We start from the raw sequence: 14,679 nt of genomic DNA, 5'->3' as shown, positions 1-14,679 counted from the left end.
GCCGATCTCTAGCACTCTCACTGCCAGAGTGCTAAATTGGATCTTGAACCGGTCGGTAAAGCCGGATTCTCAAAAAGGAGTACGAGCTAACTATGAGCAAAACAATGGCTATGGTACCAGTTGTCCCCCAGGGCAGCCTGGATGCCTACATCACAACGGTGAACTCGATGCCGATTCTGTCGGCCGAGGAAGAGCACAGCCTGGCGCTGCGCTTTACCGAGCAAGGTGATCTGGAAGCCGCGCGCCACCTGGTGCTGTCGCACCTGCGCTTTGTTGTGCATATCGCCCGTTCCTACAGCGGCTATGGTTTGCCCCAAGGCGACCTGATCCAGGAAGGCAATATCGGCCTGATGAAGGCGGTCAAACGCTTCAACCCGAATGTTGGCGTGCGCCTGGTATCGTTCGCGGTGCATTGGATCAAAGCCGAAATCCATGAATACGTGTTGAAGAACTGGCGTATCGTCAAGGTTGCGACAACCAAGGCCCAGCGCAAACTGTTCTTCAACCTGCGCAAAGCCAAGTCCGGCAGCAACTGGCTGACGCACGAGGAAACCAAGGCGATTTCCCGCGATTTGAACGTGCCGGAAGAAGAAGTGCGGCGGATGGAGCAACGGCTCTATTCACGCGACGCCAGCTTTGATGCCCCGACCGACGCCGGCGATGAAGACGCCTTCGCGCCAGAGCATTATCTCGAAGACAATCGCTACGACCCGGCGATAGCGCTGGAAGAAGGTCAGTACCAGTCGCACCGCGAAGACCAGCTGCATGTGGCCCTCGCCGGCCTCGATGCCCGCGCCAAAGACATTCTGCAGCGTCGCTGGTTGGCTGAAGACAAGGCCACCTTGCAGGATCTGGCCGATGAATACGGCGTTTCCGCCGAGCGCATCCGGCAGATTGAAAACGCCGCGATGAAAAAGCTGAAATCCGCGATTCTGACCGCGTAAAGCAAACTCATCGAAAAGGCCGCGCAAGCGGCCTTTTTTGTTGCCTACCAAACCATCTCCTGCAACGTCCAAGACCAATAGGTTCAGCATCCGCTCAGCCTAGTAGGCGCAACGTGGGTAACGGCGGATGACCAATGGCACTGTTTGGCGCGTGCCCTGTCACCTAATCTAGCCAGCATCCAATCACAACTCATTACTGCAGGAGCAAAGCAATGAAACTTCCTCTTTTCAGCGTGTTGGCCTTGGCGTTGGCCAGTACCAGCCAGGCCGATATCCAGAGCGATTTTGACGCGCAAAATTACACAGCAGTAAAAACGGCGGCGAAAAAGCTATTGACGGAAAGAGCCAGCAAAGCCGAAGGACATTACTGGCTTGGTCGAGTCGCCGCTCGCGAACAAGATTACGAAACGGCCGTCGATGAACTGGAAGAAGCGGTAGATTTGAACGACAACGAGCCACGCTATCACAGCGCATTTGGACAAGCCGCTTGTACCTTGGCGCAGCAAGTATCGTTTTTCCGACAACCGGGCCTTGCCTCCGATTGTCTCAGCAGTTTCAAGAAAGCCGTCGAGCTGGCGCCCGATGATCTGGACGCCCGCCAATCCCTGATGAAGTTCTACCTCGGTGCGCCCGCCATTGCCGGCGGCAGTGAAGAAAAAGCCATGGAACAAGCGAAGGAAATCGGCAAGCGCGATGGTGTGCGCGGCGCTTCGGCGATGGCTTCGGTTTACGAGCATCAGCAAGACTGGAGCAAGGCTGTGGAGGTGCTTGATCAAGCGATTGCGGCCAGCAGCGAACCGCGTCGTTTGCAGTTCCGCAAGGCGTTGGTGATGCAACGTCAGCAGGATTGGCCTGGCGCCTGGAAACTACTGAATGAGCTGCAGCAAAGCGATGACAACGATGCCGATGTCGTTTACCAGACCGGTCGCACCGCGCTGATGTCGGAAAATCCAGAATGGTATCCAGCCGGCAGCGAAGCCTTGCAACGCTATTTGGCGATGGAAGTCGATGAGACGCGCTCACCAAGCAAAGCCTGGGCAGCACTGCGTTTAGGACAGTTGCTAGATAAAATGGGCAATCGCCGAGAAGCGGATACTTACTTCGAACTGGCCGCGAAAGACAAGAAAGACGAACAACTGCAAAAAACGCTTAAAGAGCGGGCGCCAAAATAGCAAAAGCGTCGTCCCTTGGATTGGTTGATTTGTCCAACTTGGACTAGCATTAGGCTTAGCATCATGTGAATTTTCACGATCAAAAGCCGAACGCGGTGCGGCCTGTCAGCGCCGCATCACGAGTCCCGGATAAGTCAATTTAATGGGGGTGGCGAATGCGACATTCGATTGGGTTAACGCTGATTCTGCTTTTCTTGAGCGCCTGTGGCGGCGGCGAACCCGCCAAAACCGAGAGTGCAGAAACAGCAGAGCAAGCCGCTGCCACGGCGGCGGAAACTGCCAGTGCCGAAACGGCAAAAAGCGAAGCGCAAGCGGCGACCGGCGATTGCCAACTGACACTCGGCTGGGAATCTTATGAGCCGTATCAATTCCGTGATTTGAACGGCGATGTGCGCGGCCTTGATGTCGATGTCGTCACCGCAATTGCCGAACGCGTCGGGTGCAAAATCACCTACCAGCAAGGCGAATGGCGTGAACTGCTCGATGGCATCAAGTCCGGCAAACTGGATCTGATTGCCTCGGCCACCCGCACCGAAGACCGTGAGGAATACGCCTACTTCTCCGACCCTTATCGCGAAGAAGCGTTTTCGCTTTACGTGCGCGCCGGCGAAGCCAATAAGTGGGCGGCGAAGTCCATACGCGAAATGGTGCGCGACAAAAATATGCGCATTGGTTTGATCGACGGCTACGTTTACGGCGGGGTAATTGAGGATTTACTCGGCGAACCGGAACTGGCTCCGCATTTCATTTCCGCGTCATTCTCCGAAAGTCACGCCGCCAATCTGCTGGACGGAAAAATCGATGGCCTGATGGAAGATGCCTACGTTGCCGAAGCGATGATTCAACGCAAAAATCTTGGTGATCGTATCGAGAGGCTGCCGTTCAATTATCATAAGGGCGATGTCGCCATCATGTTCAGCAAGCAATCCGTGCAACCGGACTTGGTGCAACGATTCAATGAAACCATTGCTGCCATGAAATCGGACGGAAAGCTGGAAGCAATCTCGTCACGATACAAGAAAAAGTAGCGCATTTATCCCCTGCCTGTCGACATGTTCATGGCAGTACTCCTGAACATGTCGCCTTGCGCTTTTACCTCAAAGCCAATGTTTGCCTGTCAGCAAAACAACACACCGAAGCGATACAACATTCATTACAACGGCAATTCGATCTGAGGCGGTTTCGGCGTTTCATGCGGCAAGGTGATGGCAGGCAGGTTGATGCGAAATAGCGTGCCTTTGCCCGGCTCCGATTCCACCTCGAAACTGCCTTTCAGTTGATCGGTGATGATGAAGTACGACACCGACAAACCGAGTCCGGTGCCTTTGCCTTCCTCCTTGGTCGTGAAAAACGGTTCGAATACCCGCTTGCGTACTTGCTCTTCCATGCCAGGACCATTATCAACCACTTCGGTGACCATCAAATGATCGCGGCGGAAAATACGGATGCGTATCCACGGGTCGGCCTGGTTCACTTCCGACATGGCCTGCGCGGCATTGGTCAGCAGGTTCAAAAACACTTGCTCCAATTGATTGCGCTGGGCGCGCACCGGCGACAAATCGACGGCGTAGTCACGCTCAATGCGGATCTGGCGAAAATCGAAATGGCGTTTCTGGTTGTAATCGGTCGCGGCCAAGCGAATCGCTGAATCCATTGCCTGAGGGATATCGACATTGACCAAGTCGCCGGAACCGGGCCGGGCGAATGACAGCATATCGGTGACAATCGCTGCCGCCCGCTCACCAGCATCGCGAATGCCAGCAAGAAATTCCGGAATGCGTTGTTGTTCGAGATAGCGACGCATCACGGCCAAATCGAGTTCGTGCTGGCGGGCGATATCGTGATTGCGCGGCCACTTCTCACTCAAGCGCCTTTCAATGTTTTGCGTGCTTTGAATAATGGCGCCAAGTGGATTATTGATTTCGTGGGCCATACCGGCCGCCAAACCACCGAGCGACAGCATTTTTTCCGACTGCATCAGCAGTTGTTCCATACGCACTTTTTCGGTGATGTCATCAACCCGGATTACGACACCGCGGCCTTTGACTTTCAACGGGTAGATCACGACATCAAACAAATACGGACGATCGTGAATTTTTGCTTGAATACGCGTGGCAAAACGCTCCTGCCCGAACTTGGTCGCTTCGGTCATGCTGTCGATATGGTGATCGAAATACGGCAACAGACTTTTCAGCGATTTGCCCTCGGCTTGCAGCGCGCTGATGCCGGTCAGTTCGACCGCTTGCTGATTCCAGTGGGTAACGCGGCGCTGCGGATCGATGGTGATGATGATCGACGGCATGTAATTGATGATGTCGGATAACAAACTAGACATTTCCCGCGCATGTCGCTCGGCTAAGTTGCGTTCGTGTACGCGTTTTTGCAGCTCCTCTGTGCGCTCCAGCATCCGTGTTTCGAGCAGGTTGCGCGCCCGCTCCACCGCCGCTTTTGATTCCTGCAAGGCATCTTCAGCCTGACGGCGCACAGAAATATCGCGAACAATTTCGATCAAACACGGCTGATCATGCCAATAAGCTTTGCGCACCCGGCTCTCAATCGGGAAACGATGTCCGGAACGGGTTCGATACCAGCTTTCATAGCTGATCGTGCGGCCACGTTCGAGGTAGAAACGAGTGTGCGGATGTTGGCGCAGATAGCACTCGATATCGATGTCCCAGAGGGTGTGACTGAGCAACTCCTCGCGGCTGTAGCCGAGTAACTCACAGGCGCGCCGGTTGGCGTCGATAATGCGACCATCCATCGCGCTGATCAGCAGCATGTCGGCGGCGCCTTCCATAAACGCCAGGAAATTGCGCTCAAGGTTTTCCAGCATTTTTTTGCTGCTGCGCGCCCGGTAGATGGCGTAGCCGACCAGCATGCTGACGAAAATAACCGTGCCAAACGCGCTCCACTGGTACCAACCGCCGAAGAGATCGCGTGGATGGCTGATCACGTCCAGCGCGATCAACACCTCGTCAAGCAGGGCCAACACACCGATGACGACCAGCAGGATCGTCAGCGTGCGCCAGGGTTGGGAAAGCGGTTTGCTTTTATTCGCCATCGTCGGCTTTCGGCAATTCGGATCCAACAAGCCTAACCGAGAAAGCCGGTTCGGCCAACGGCTTCCGATCCGGGCTTCGCTATGCAACAATCGACCGGTCACCACGCCAATGGAATCCCGCCATGCCGATGCTCAAGAACCTAGAAGACACACGCGATCGTTTTGGTGGCCGTCTGGAGGCGATTGACCGCTGGCTCGACAGCCGCAAGGACCTGCTGGTGCGCTTTCTGGCACTGACCAAAACCCGGGAGAACCCCGGTGCCCTGCCGGCCAGAGCCGATATCAGCCATTTCTTCGACAGTCTGGTGGATTACGTTTCCGCCGGTCATTTCGAGATATACGAGGAGCTGCTGGAAAAAGCCGAGCATGCCGGCTCCGAGGCGATGGCGCTGGCCAAGCAGTTGTTCCCGCGCTTTTCCGAAAGCACTGACACGGTGCTGGCCTTTACTGACCGCTACGCGGATGCCACAGATGAATTCATGATGGCCCATTTCGATCGGGATTTGGCCAAACTCGGCGCCGATCTGACCGAGCGGTTTGAACTGGAAGATCGATTGATTTCGGCCTTGTTTGCCGACCAGGGCGAAGCGGCCTGAGTCGAGTGGCGGGTAATAAAAAAGCGGCTGATTAGCCGCTTTTTTATTTCACTCAGTATGTGCTCAATGCGTCTGTCGGAATACCACGTCTTTATGTTTATCAAGCTCCTGGTCGATGCGACCGGTGATAAACATCCAGAACATCTTGTAATCGGCCAGCAGAGACCAGCCGGGATAGGTAAACGTCGCTGGCCGGTTTTTCTCGATGACGAAGTGACCAAACCAGGCCGGACCATAGCCGACAATCAACACCAACCAAATCCAAGCCCAAGCCTGTAGCGCAATGATGGCGATCAGCGAGCCAGTGGCCAGCGCGGTACCGAAATAATGCACCGCGCGACAGGCGGGTAAACGATGTTCAGCCAGATAATACGGCCAGAATGCGTCAAAACGCTGCAAGTCTTTCGGCGTCATCGTTTACCTCCCGGAAGCTTAGTGGGCGTGGCCGTCACCTTCGCTATGTTGTTGCACATCCAGCAATTCGACTTCGAAAATCAGCGCAGCGCCCGGCGGAATCGTGTCACCAGCACCACCTTCGCCATAGGCGAGGTCGGAAGGAATCGCCAGCTTGTACTTGGCACCTTTGCTCATCAGCTGCAGCGCTTCAGTCCAGCCTTTGATCACCTGACCAACGCCAAAGGTTGCTGGCTGACCGCGATCGTAGGAGCTGTCGAACTGGGTGCCGTCGATCAGCGTGCCGCGGTAGTGAACCACAACGCGATCATCCGGCTTCGGATAGGTTTTGCCGTCGCCTTCCTGCTGCACAATATAGCGCAGGCCGCTGTCGGTCTTCTTGACACCTTCCCGGGCATCGAACTCGGCGAAGAAAGCTTCGTTCTTGCCTTTGCTGGCGGCGGCCATTTCATTCTTCTTGGCTTCGGCGCGCGTTTCCAAATCGGCACTGAATGCCTGCATCGCGGCCATTTGCTCTTCTTCGGTCAGTGCCACTTGGTCTTTCAGGCCATCATGGAAACCTTTGATCAACAGCTCTTCATTGACCTCAACGCCGAGGTCAGTCAGCTGCTTCAGGCTGCTTTTCACTTGCATGCCCTGACGCGACGCAAAGCCATACAGGGCGCGCTCGGCATCAGTTTTGAATTCGACTTTGCTTGGCATGCTGACTTCCCCCGAGGCGGCCATGCCGCCATTTTTTACTGCGTAGTAGCCGGCACCGGCGATCACCACGGCCAGGCCAACCCCGGCAATAATCATTCGACTCACGTTTGTCTCCTTATGGGTTGTGCCATCGGCAATGGGCACAAGTGGGACGACATGCTACCTGCAGCGCCGGTAAAAAGCCAAAACCTGTTGCCCAAAACGCCGCTATGATCGGTGGCGGCGGCAGTCATCGCAGGAACGACCAATCGTGAAAACTCGGTTCAAGCACAAACCGCTCGTTGAGCGGGAATCGCTCTACTACCTGTTTTATCTGTTGTTCTTGCTGTTTCATCATGCGTTCCGGCCATTTTCCTGGAGCTATCTGCTGCTTGATGTCGTGGTCATTCTGGCCTTCGTGCCGCTATTCATCTGGGGTTACCGGCAACCCTGGCCGCGACTCTGGCTGCCGGCGACGCTGATGTTTGGTTTTGGCCTGGCGGTCGCGGAATACAATCCAGGAGCCTGCACGTTTTTTATCTACGCGGCAGCGCTGGCTCGTGGCTATCCGGTTTTACGGCATGGTATTGCACATGTGCTGGCTATTGTGAGTGCAGTCGGTGTCTGGACCTTGCTGGTTGAACCGCCACTGTATGTCTGGCTGCCAGGCATGGCGATTTCGCTGTTCATTGGTCTAATCAATGTTATGGAAGGCATGCGCGAACGCCATCGCGATGCCCAGCTAAAGCAGCAGGAAGAAATCGAATATTTGGCCACCGTTGCCGAGCGTGAGCGCATCGCCCGCGACCTGCATGACTTGCTTGGCCATACCCTGTCACTGATCACGCTTAAAGCCGAGTTGGCCGGTAAATTGATTGGTCAGGACAGCGAACGCGCCCGTAGCGAAATCAAGGATATCGAACAAGCCGCTCGCACCGTGTTACAAGAAGTGCGCGAAGCCGTGCGGGGGTTTAGAGTCGGTAACTTGCAACAGGAGTTGAAACGCATTCAACAGGCGATGGATGTTGCCGGCATACGCGTCAATGTGCAGTGGAGTAACGCGCCGTTACCGCCGCCGGTCGAGAACGTGCTCTGTTTTATTTTGCGCGAAGCAGCAACCAATGTGCTGCGTCATGCCGGCGCCCGCGAACTGAACATTCAATTGCAGGAGCACGCTAACGAAGTGCAGTTGCGCATTGAAGACGATGGCGACAAACCGGTGCGCGAAGAAGGCAATGGTCTGCGTGGCATGCGCGAGCGGGTAGCATTGTTGAACGGCGTGTTCGAATTCATCAGCGGCCGCGGCCATACCGTTGTCGCCCGCCTGCCGAAAGAGGCAAACGCATGATCAAGGTGCTGCTGGTCGAGGATCAGGCGATGGTGCGTGGCGCGTTAAAAGCGCTACTGTCCTTGGAGGCGGATATTGAAATCGCCGGTGATGTCGGCAACGCCACCGAAGCCGAGCAATGGCTGGCAAACCACGCCTGCGATATCGTGCTGACCGACATTGAACTCAGCGGCGAAAGCGGTCTTGATCTGGCGAAAGCCATTCAACAACAGCACAGTGATATCCGCACGATTATCGTCACGACTTTTGCCCGTAGCGGCTTTTTGCGGCGCGCACTTGATGCCGGTGTTCGTGGTTATTTATTGAAAGATGCGCCAGCACAACAGCTGGCCGAAGCCATCCGCAGTATTCATCGCGGTGGCCGCCTCATCGATCCGGAATTGGCGGCAGCGGCCTGGGAGGAAAGCGATCCGTTGACCGAACGCGAACGCGCGGTATTGCGGCAAGCCGCCGAAGGTTTCAGCACCGCCGAAATCGCCGACAAGATTCATTTGTCGGAAGGCACCGTGCGCAATTATCTATCGGAAGCGATGGCGAAACTGGGCGCGAAAAATCGCGTCGATGCAGCGCGTTTGGCGCGCGAAAAAGGTTGGTTGTAGGTCCGGATTCCTCAGGATTTAACCGGACATTTCTCAAAAAAGCTACGCCAAACTCGGCGCGACAAACCCGGCCGGCAAGTGATAACAATCAAGCAAGGCACTTAAGCTGGATTTGATATCGATGTTGACCGAAAGGTCGTCAAATTGGCCAACCAATTGCTCCAGTTCCTGATAAAGATTTTTCTCCAATGCCAATTCAGCGGCTTTCAAGGCCTGATAATAATCTTCGTTGGGCCAGCGATTTTTGTTTTGTATGCGCAGCCGGCGCAATTGCTCTAGCTCGCCACGTAACGCCGCGGTTTGTTGTAACAGGGCCGTCCAATGTCGACGCTGCAAACGACCATGCCACAGCGCCAGCAAGACAAAACCAACATCGACGCCGCCGCTGTTCTGCATGAACAGCAGCTGTTCGCGGTGCAACGGGTTTTCGTAGAACCGGCAGGCGAACTGCCAGAAGCTTTCCTGAGTGTTCATCGCGGAACCAGCAGGAACATCAAAACGTTGAAGAAGACAAAAATCGACAGCACGTTCAACGCGCCCTGCTTGAATGAGAAACGCTGCGCTTCGGCAACACAAAGGCACATCAGCAATACGCCCCATATGCCCAGACCGGTGCGCAGCCAAAGCAACGCCGAGGTCAACAATGATTCGCCTTCGGTGGCGCGCAAGTAATATTCAATCGCGGTCGGAATCAGCGCAAACGCTACCGGCACCGTTGCCCAGCTCAGTGCCAGGCGAATGCGGGTGGCATCGCCTTCGCCTTGCATCAATTTACCGAACTGGCGCACGAAGAAACCGAGAATGCCGACGTTCAACATGCCGGCCAATGGCCCGAGCAGCAGCGATGACATCCACACCTGGCCAAACGGCAACTGGGTCCAGAATTTACCGACAATGGCCGCTTCCATCATCAGCGCAATGCCGCCAACAATGGCCGGCAACCACATCAAGGCATGACGTGGCGCGGCGTAAATGGCTGCCATGGTCTGGCGCGGCTTCAACCAGACGCTGCGCCAATAAGGTAGGAACGGCGGTGGCGCCGGGGTTTCATTCATTGCTGACATTGCGGGCAGTAACTCGTTGTGCGATTGGCGTGTTTCAAAGATTTGATTGGCGTTTGGCAAACATGACAGGGCAAGCCTTCACGGCCATAGACACGCAATTGTTGCGCAAAGTAGCCGGGCTCGCCATCGCTGTTGACGAAGTCGCGCAGCGTGGTACCGCCCTGTTGAATCGCTTCGCTCAGAACTTTGCGAATGATCTCGGCCAGCGCCTGATAGCGCGCACGGGTTACTCTACCGGCCGCAATACCAGGCCGGATGCCAGCGAGAAACAGCGCTTCCTGGGCGTAGATATTGCCGACGCCGACGACGACATGGTTATCCATCAAAAAGGTTTTGATCGGCGCTGATTTTCCGCGGCTGCGTTGGAATAGATAATTACCATCAAATTCGTCAGCGAGCGGTTCCGGACCGAGCACACGCAACAAGGTGTGTTCATCCGGTTCGGTCGTCCACAGCAGGCAACCAAAGCGACGCGGGTCGTGGTAGCGCAGTTCGCGACCGCTGCTCATCGTTATCACGAGGTGATCGTGGGTGCGCAGTGGCGCCGGCTCGGTTAGCACCCGCCAGGAACCGGACATGCCAAGATGTGACAGCAGGTAGCCATTTGGCAATTGGAATAACAGGTACTTGGCCCGGCGCTCCAGCGATAGCACCGGTTGACCTGAGACCAGTGCTGGTAACTCGGCCGGCACCGGCCAGCGCAGCCGTGGTTCGCGTACCAGTAAATGGATGATGTGCTGGCCGACGACATGCGGGGCGAGCCCTCGACGGGTGGTTTCTACCTCGGGTAATTCAGGCATCGCGCTTTATCCAACAATCAACCGTCACTAGCGCCGGCGCCAATGCCACAACGTCAGACAACCAAGCAACAGCAAGCTGAGCGGCCACAACCAGACACCGTAGCGCAAGCTGCTTAATGCCCAACCCGGCAGGAACAGGATTTCACTGCGCCGCTCCAGCACCGGTGAAAGTGCTTCGTCGCCGAACGCCAGCCATTGCAGCAGGCTCAGCGCCAGCGCGCTGTTGCCGTAGTTATGCAGCGCCGTGTCGGCCAGAAAATGGCCATCGCCGATCACGGCAACGCGCTGTGTCTGTTCATTGACGGTTTTCTGCCAGAGCAGCCCGACCGTGAATGGGCCTTTCGGGGCATCATCCGGCCAGTTCTGGTCCGGCTCGGCCACCAGCCGGCTGTCCGGGTGCGATTGCAGCAATGGCGTAATGGCCACATCGGCAGCGGCTTGGGCCCGCAGCGCTTGCGTCCAGGGCAGCGCCGTCAGCTCCTGCAGATGCGTGAACGCCGGGTGCTCAGGATAATGGTCAATGATCACGATAGCCGGATGCGGGCTGCCGCGCTGCACGGCGACCGGGTCGACAACGGTGCCGGGTAAGCGCGACACGCCAAGGTAAGTTTCCAGACTGGTCAAGGCTTCCGGTTCATCCGGTTCGCGCAGCCAGAGCAGATGGCCGCCGCGCATCAGGTATTGCAGCAATGCCTGACGCAAATAAGTCGGGTAAACATTCTGCGGAGAAGCGATGACCAGCACCGAGGTATTGTCCGGGATGCTCATGCCCGGCATCAGCGCCAGCGGCTGCCCCGACAGGCCCTGAGCCTGCAAGGCATCACGTAATTTACGCAGGTCACGGGCCTGCTCGCCGAACAGCTCGCGTTCACCATTGCCTTCGAGAAACACAATTTGCGCGTCGCGCCGTTCGACCAGCGTGCTCAGCGATTCGACAATCCGGGCCGGCAGTTGGTCGATCGGCAGCGCCAGCCAGGCCGATTGGTTCTGGCGCTGCAGCAATAGCCCGGAATTACCGGGCAGCTGATCGCGCAAATTCGGCGCCAGCGCTTCCGGGTGCTGTTCGCTGATGCTCAGGCTTGGCTGCCAGATTTTCAGTGCTTCAAGCTGGGCCCGCCAGTCGCTGCGGGCATTAGCATCGGCGCTGATCAGGGTCAATTGCAAATCCTTGCCATGCACTGCCAGCATCTGCTGCTGGGCCGGGCTCAGCACCGGCTCGGCCTGCCAGCGGCCTGGCAGCTGGACAGCAACGATTGCCGCCAATAAAAGTCCAAGGCTTAAGTAAGTACTTGCTTTACTGGCCGTTAAATAGGCTTGTACCGAAGCCCGCGCAGCCAACACCAGCAATGTCAGGTAACCAAGACCAGCCAGCGTCAGTTCGCCCTGGTAGAACGGCCGGAACTGGCCGAACAGGCCATAGCCGCCGGGCAGCGCATCGAGCGCCACCAAGGCCAGCAACAGCAGGTAGCTGAACGCGAGCGCGCTGGCCGGGTGCTGGATACGAACAGCCAAGGCCAGCGACATCAGCAGCGCCACGCAGGCCAACAACAGAATACCCGCTGCCGGCAGCAGCAAGGCGTGCAGCTTCAAGCTTGCCCCCAGCGCCAGCAGGCCGAACACTGGCAGCAGCGGCGCCAACATCAGCAGCAGCGCCAGCAGCAACAGGCCAATCGCCCGACCGAAACGATAGCGCGCTTGCAGCCGGCGGTGATTGAGCAACAACACCGGCCGCATCGCCAATGCCAGCAATGGCGCCGTGAACACCACCAGCGCCGCCAGTGCGCCAAACAGCGGGCCGAGCAGGTCGTTATCCAGTTGCAGGCCGATAAAACCCTGCGCCTGCAGGCTCAAGTAGTGTTCCAGCCGATTGACGAAAATCGCCGAGGCACCAATGGCCAGCAGCAACGTCGCCAGCCAGGCTGCAGGCTGGCGCCAGAACTGACGCCAGTCGAGTGCCAGGGCAGAAAAAGAGTACGCAGAAATCGGCATCGGCTTAACCCCAGGGTGGCGGCAGTTGCGCGCGCGGACCGTCGAACTGCACGCCCTGTTCGCTGATCAGCAGCGCCTGGCTCACTTCCGGTGGCAGCCGTTGCGGCTGATGGCTGACCAGCAATACCGTCTTGTCGGTGGTTTCCGCCAGCCAGCGATGCAGCCGCTCGGCCTGAGTCGGGTCGAGGCCATTGGCCGGTTCGTCGAGCAGCACCAGCGCAGCCGGAGAAAACGTGGCGAGCGCCAGCGAAACTCGTTGCTGAAAGCCCAGTGACAAACGCGCCAAGCGCTGGTTGGCAACGCTTTCCAATTGCCAAAACACCATGGCCGCTTCGGCTTGCGCGCCGAGGCCGTCATGCAAGGCTTCGGCAACCGTCCATTCCGGCAACGGTTGCAACTGGCCGGTACTCAATGCGCAGTCAGGGCGATGAATGGCGCCAGCGCGAACCGGCAGCAATCCGGCGATGGCCAATAGCAGGCTGGTTTTACCGCAGCCATTGCTACCGAGCAGCACCCGCTTTTCACCGGGCAGCATCGTTAAGCTCAGCGGCGCGCTGCTGAAGTCACCGCGCCGGATGACGACAGAATCGAGTTGCAAGGCTGGGTTGGATGAATCGTGGTTGGCCAAGAGTCAGCAGAGGGTGGTTGGCAAGTGGCCGGAACTATACACAACAGCACAAGTTGCCGTTAAGGGTTGTTCGCCGCGAAACACGGTTGTCCACGTTCAAACGGATTATTTTTCCCGCAGCGGCACCGCGATGGACCGAGCCCATTTCAGCGCGTCGTAATAGCATTGTTGCCAGATTTCCGGCGCCAGCTTGCCCGGTTGGAACTCATGCCATTCGGCGTGTTCGAACGCGATCACCTGATGCAACAATTGCCCCAGCGGCCCTTGATGCTCGAGCAGCGCCTGAATCATCTCTTCGTGCAGTGGCAGGCGTTTGACCAGTTCGTTCATCGGGATGTCGAGCAGCGCATCGAGGCCGCTGAACATGCCAAGCAGAAATGCTGCATCGGCTTTCGTCGGCATTTGTTGCTGGGCCACCAGCTCGGCGAGCCGAGCACGGATCAACAGGCCATGCAGCAACTCGGTAGGTTTGTCGCGTTCATTGGCCAGCGCGATGATCATCATCCAGGTGCGCAGTTTCTGCATGCCTAGCAACATGATCGCTTCGCGCAGATTCTGAATCCGGCGTTGCAGGCTGAACGCTGCGGAATTGATGATACGCAGCAACTGAAAGGTCAGCTGCGGGTCGCGGCCGATTTGATCGGCGAGTTCTTTGGCCGTGATGTCTTCGCGCTGCAGCGAGGCGTAAACATCCATGATCAGCTGCATTTGCGGCCGCAGCTTTTTGCCCACCACCGGTTGCGGCTTTTCGAGGAAAAAACCCTGGAAATACTGGCAGCCAAGTTCGCGGCAGAACTCCAGTTCCTCACGAGTTTCAACTTTTTCAGCGATCAACGCGGCCGGGTAGGTTTTCAGTTTCGCGACCAATTCCCGTAATTGATCACGGTCGTACTGAAACAAATCAATCTTGATGAAATCGGCCAGCGGCAATATTTCCTGCCAGTCGTCGCGCCACACGAAATCGTCGAGCGCGATGCGAAACCCCTGTTCTTTCAAATGGCGGATCTGCTTGAACACCAGCTCACTGGCACGGGTAGTTTCGAGAATTTCAAAAACGGTCGTCTCGACTGGCAGCGGTGGAGTCTGTTCGCCAACCAGCATCGCTTCGGTCAGGTTGATGAAGATCGGCGTGCCGGCGACTTCGTCCGGGTTCATGCCGCACAGCGCGTTCATGACCACTTGGCTGGTGGCGCTGTCGCCGCCAACCGAGTCGAGCGTGAACGGATGTTCGCCGCGGTACAGCAGTTCGTAGCCGAACACCTGCAGGTTGTTATCGAAAATGGGTTGTCGGGCCAGTAACACCGATACAGCAACTGCAGTCATGTCGGCTTAGGTCAGTCGGATATTGCCTCTTAGCATAGACGGCAATGTGCGGTTTTTCCT

General features: G+C 56.9%; 15 protein-coding genes. 6 read left to right on the top strand and 9 right to left on the bottom strand.

Translation table 11 applies throughout. The features are described from left to right. Nucleotides 1-92: 92 nt before the first annotated feature. The 3 genes from rpoH to E2H98_RS11680 all read left to right on the top strand — a co-directional run bounded on the left by rpoH (nt 93) and on the right by E2H98_RS11680 (nt 3,144). Nucleotides 93-944 carry an RNA polymerase sigma factor RpoH gene (rpoH, locus tag E2H98_RS11690; protein ID WP_133593276.1) on the top strand — a complete coding sequence of 284 codons (852 nt, stop codon included), beginning with the start codon at nt 93-95 and terminating at the stop codon, nt 942-944. Nucleotides 945-1,156: 212 nt separating this feature from the next. After that, nucleotides 1,157-2,116, top strand: a complete 960-nt coding sequence (locus E2H98_RS11685; protein ID WP_133593274.1) for a tetratricopeptide repeat protein — start codon at nt 1,157-1,159, stop codon at nt 2,114-2,116. A gap of 155 nt (nt 2,117-2,271) precedes the next feature. Next, on the top strand, nt 2,272-3,144 hold the full coding sequence (locus E2H98_RS11680) for a substrate-binding periplasmic protein (protein ID WP_133593272.1): 873 nt from the start codon (nt 2,272-2,274) through the stop codon (nt 3,142-3,144). 125 nt (nt 3,145-3,269) lie between these two features. Here the strand turns inward: E2H98_RS11680 and E2H98_RS11675 are convergent, their stop codons facing one another. Continuing rightward, complete coding sequence (locus E2H98_RS11675) at nt 3,270-5,177, bottom strand: PAS domain-containing sensor histidine kinase (RefSeq protein WP_133593270.1); 1,908 nt, start codon at nt 5,175-5,177, stop codon at nt 3,270-3,272. Between the two features lie 122 nt (nt 5,178-5,299). On the opposite strand from E2H98_RS11675, the gene rsd reads away from it, so the two are divergent. Next, nucleotides 5,300-5,773: a sigma D regulator gene (gene rsd / locus E2H98_RS11670; protein WP_133593268.1), complete on the top strand. Its 474-nt coding sequence runs from the start codon at nt 5,300-5,302 to the stop codon at nt 5,771-5,773. A 63-nt stretch (nt 5,774-5,836) separates the two neighbouring features. Here rsd and E2H98_RS11665 read toward each other — a convergent pair whose 3' ends face one another. Next, nucleotides 5,837-6,187, bottom strand: a complete 351-nt coding sequence (locus E2H98_RS11665; RefSeq protein WP_133593267.1) for a DUF962 domain-containing protein — start codon at nt 6,185-6,187, stop codon at nt 5,837-5,839. Nucleotides 6,188-6,205: 18 nt separating this feature from the next. Next, on the bottom strand, nt 6,206-6,985 hold the full coding sequence (locus E2H98_RS11660) for an FKBP-type peptidyl-prolyl cis-trans isomerase (RefSeq protein WP_232475501.1): 780 nt from the start codon (nt 6,983-6,985) through the stop codon (nt 6,206-6,208). 154 nt (nt 6,986-7,139) lie between these two features. On the opposite strand from E2H98_RS11660, the gene E2H98_RS11655 reads away from it, so the two are divergent. Together E2H98_RS11655 and E2H98_RS11650 are read left to right on the top strand one after the other, a co-directional pair. Then, nucleotides 7,140-8,216, top strand: a complete 1,077-nt coding sequence (locus tag E2H98_RS11655; RefSeq protein ID WP_133593265.1) for a sensor histidine kinase — start codon at nt 7,140-7,142, stop codon at nt 8,214-8,216. Further along, on the top strand, nt 8,213-8,815 hold the full coding sequence (locus E2H98_RS11650) for a response regulator transcription factor (RefSeq protein ID WP_133593263.1): 603 nt from the start codon (nt 8,213-8,215) through the stop codon (nt 8,813-8,815). The genes E2H98_RS11655 and E2H98_RS11650 overlap by 4 nt, the downstream gene beginning before the upstream one ends. A gap of 42 nt (nt 8,816-8,857) precedes the next feature. Here E2H98_RS11650 and E2H98_RS11645 read toward each other — a convergent pair whose 3' ends face one another. The 6 genes from E2H98_RS11645 to E2H98_RS11620 form a co-directional block, all read right to left on the bottom strand. Next, nucleotides 8,858-9,289: a DUF2390 domain-containing protein gene (locus tag E2H98_RS11645; RefSeq protein ID WP_157591363.1), complete on the bottom strand. Its 432-nt coding sequence runs from the start codon at nt 9,287-9,289 to the stop codon at nt 8,858-8,860. Next, nucleotides 9,286-9,870 (bottom strand): Yip1 family protein, encoded by a 585-nt coding sequence (locus E2H98_RS11640; protein ID WP_157591362.1) that lies wholly within the window; start codon nt 9,868-9,870, stop codon nt 9,286-9,288. Before E2H98_RS11640 ends, E2H98_RS11645 begins: the two co-directional genes overlap by 4 nt. Then, a complete protein-coding gene (mutM, locus tag E2H98_RS11635) occupies nt 9,867-10,679 on the bottom strand; it encodes a bifunctional DNA-formamidopyrimidine glycosylase/DNA-(apurinic or apyrimidinic site) lyase (RefSeq protein WP_133593257.1) in 813 nt (270 codons plus the stop codon). Before mutM ends, E2H98_RS11640 begins: the two co-directional genes overlap by 4 nt. Before the next feature lie 27 nt (nt 10,680-10,706). Beyond that, nucleotides 10,707-12,668 (bottom strand): Gldg family protein, encoded by a 1,962-nt coding sequence (locus E2H98_RS11630; RefSeq protein WP_133593255.1) that lies wholly within the window; start codon nt 12,666-12,668, stop codon nt 10,707-10,709. Nucleotides 12,669-12,672: 4 nt separating this feature from the next. After that, on the bottom strand, nt 12,673-13,266 hold the full coding sequence (locus tag E2H98_RS11625; protein ID WP_133593253.1) for an ABC transporter ATP-binding protein: 594 nt from the start codon (nt 13,264-13,266) through the stop codon (nt 12,673-12,675). A 135-nt stretch (nt 13,267-13,401) separates the two neighbouring features. Beyond that, on the bottom strand, nt 13,402-14,619 hold the full coding sequence (locus E2H98_RS11620) for an EAL and HDOD domain-containing protein (protein ID WP_133593251.1): 1,218 nt from the start codon (nt 14,617-14,619) through the stop codon (nt 13,402-13,404). Between the last annotated feature and the right edge of the window lie 60 nt (nt 14,620-14,679).

Origin of the sequence: Permianibacter aggregans, assembly GCF_009756665.1 — a bacterium.
In the GTDB taxonomy this organism is placed as follows: Bacteria; Pseudomonadota; Gammaproteobacteria; order Enterobacterales; family Permianibacteraceae; genus Permianibacter; species Permianibacter aggregans.
This window is presented reverse-complemented; position numbering and strand designations above follow the sequence as displayed.

What these genes read in the sequence shown, in the direction of transcription:
- mutM (WP_133593257.1), bottom strand. Translation starts at nt 10,679, where the DNA reads ATGCCTGAATTACCCGAGGTAGAAACCACCCGTCGAGGGCTCGCCCCG.
- E2H98_RS11680 (WP_133593272.1), top strand. Translation starts at nt 2,272, where the DNA reads ATGCGACATTCGATTGGGTTAACGCTGATTCTGCTTTTCTTGAGCGCC.
- E2H98_RS11650 (WP_133593263.1), top strand. Translation starts at nt 8,213, where the DNA reads ATGATCAAGGTGCTGCTGGTCGAGGATCAGGCGATGGTGCGTGGCGCG.
- E2H98_RS11675 (WP_133593270.1), bottom strand. Translation starts at nt 5,177, where the DNA reads ATGGCGAATAAAAGCAAACCGCTTTCCCAACCCTGGCGCACGCTGACG.
- rsd (WP_133593268.1), top strand. Translation starts at nt 5,300, where the DNA reads ATGCCGATGCTCAAGAACCTAGAAGACACACGCGATCGTTTTGGTGGC.
- E2H98_RS11620 (WP_133593251.1), bottom strand. Translation starts at nt 14,619, where the DNA reads ATGACTGCAGTTGCTGTATCGGTGTTACTGGCCCGACAACCCATTTTC.
- E2H98_RS11665 (WP_133593267.1), bottom strand. Translation starts at nt 6,187, where the DNA reads ATGACGCCGAAAGACTTGCAGCGTTTTGACGCATTCTGGCCGTATTAT.
- rpoH (WP_133593276.1), top strand. Translation starts at nt 93, where the DNA reads ATGAGCAAAACAATGGCTATGGTACCAGTTGTCCCCCAGGGCAGCCTG.
- E2H98_RS11630 (WP_133593255.1), bottom strand. Translation starts at nt 12,668, where the DNA reads ATGCCGATTTCTGCGTACTCTTTTTCTGCCCTGGCACTCGACTGGCGT.
- E2H98_RS11685 (WP_133593274.1), top strand. Translation starts at nt 1,157, where the DNA reads ATGAAACTTCCTCTTTTCAGCGTGTTGGCCTTGGCGTTGGCCAGTACC.
- E2H98_RS11645 (WP_157591363.1), bottom strand. Translation starts at nt 9,289, where the DNA reads ATGAACACTCAGGAAAGCTTCTGGCAGTTCGCCTGCCGGTTCTACGAA.
- E2H98_RS11660 (WP_232475501.1), bottom strand. Translation starts at nt 6,985, where the DNA reads ATGATTATTGCCGGGGTTGGCCTGGCCGTGGTGATCGCCGGTGCCGGC.
- E2H98_RS11640 (WP_157591362.1), bottom strand. Translation starts at nt 9,870, where the DNA reads ATGAATGAAACCCCGGCGCCACCGCCGTTCCTACCTTATTGGCGCAGC.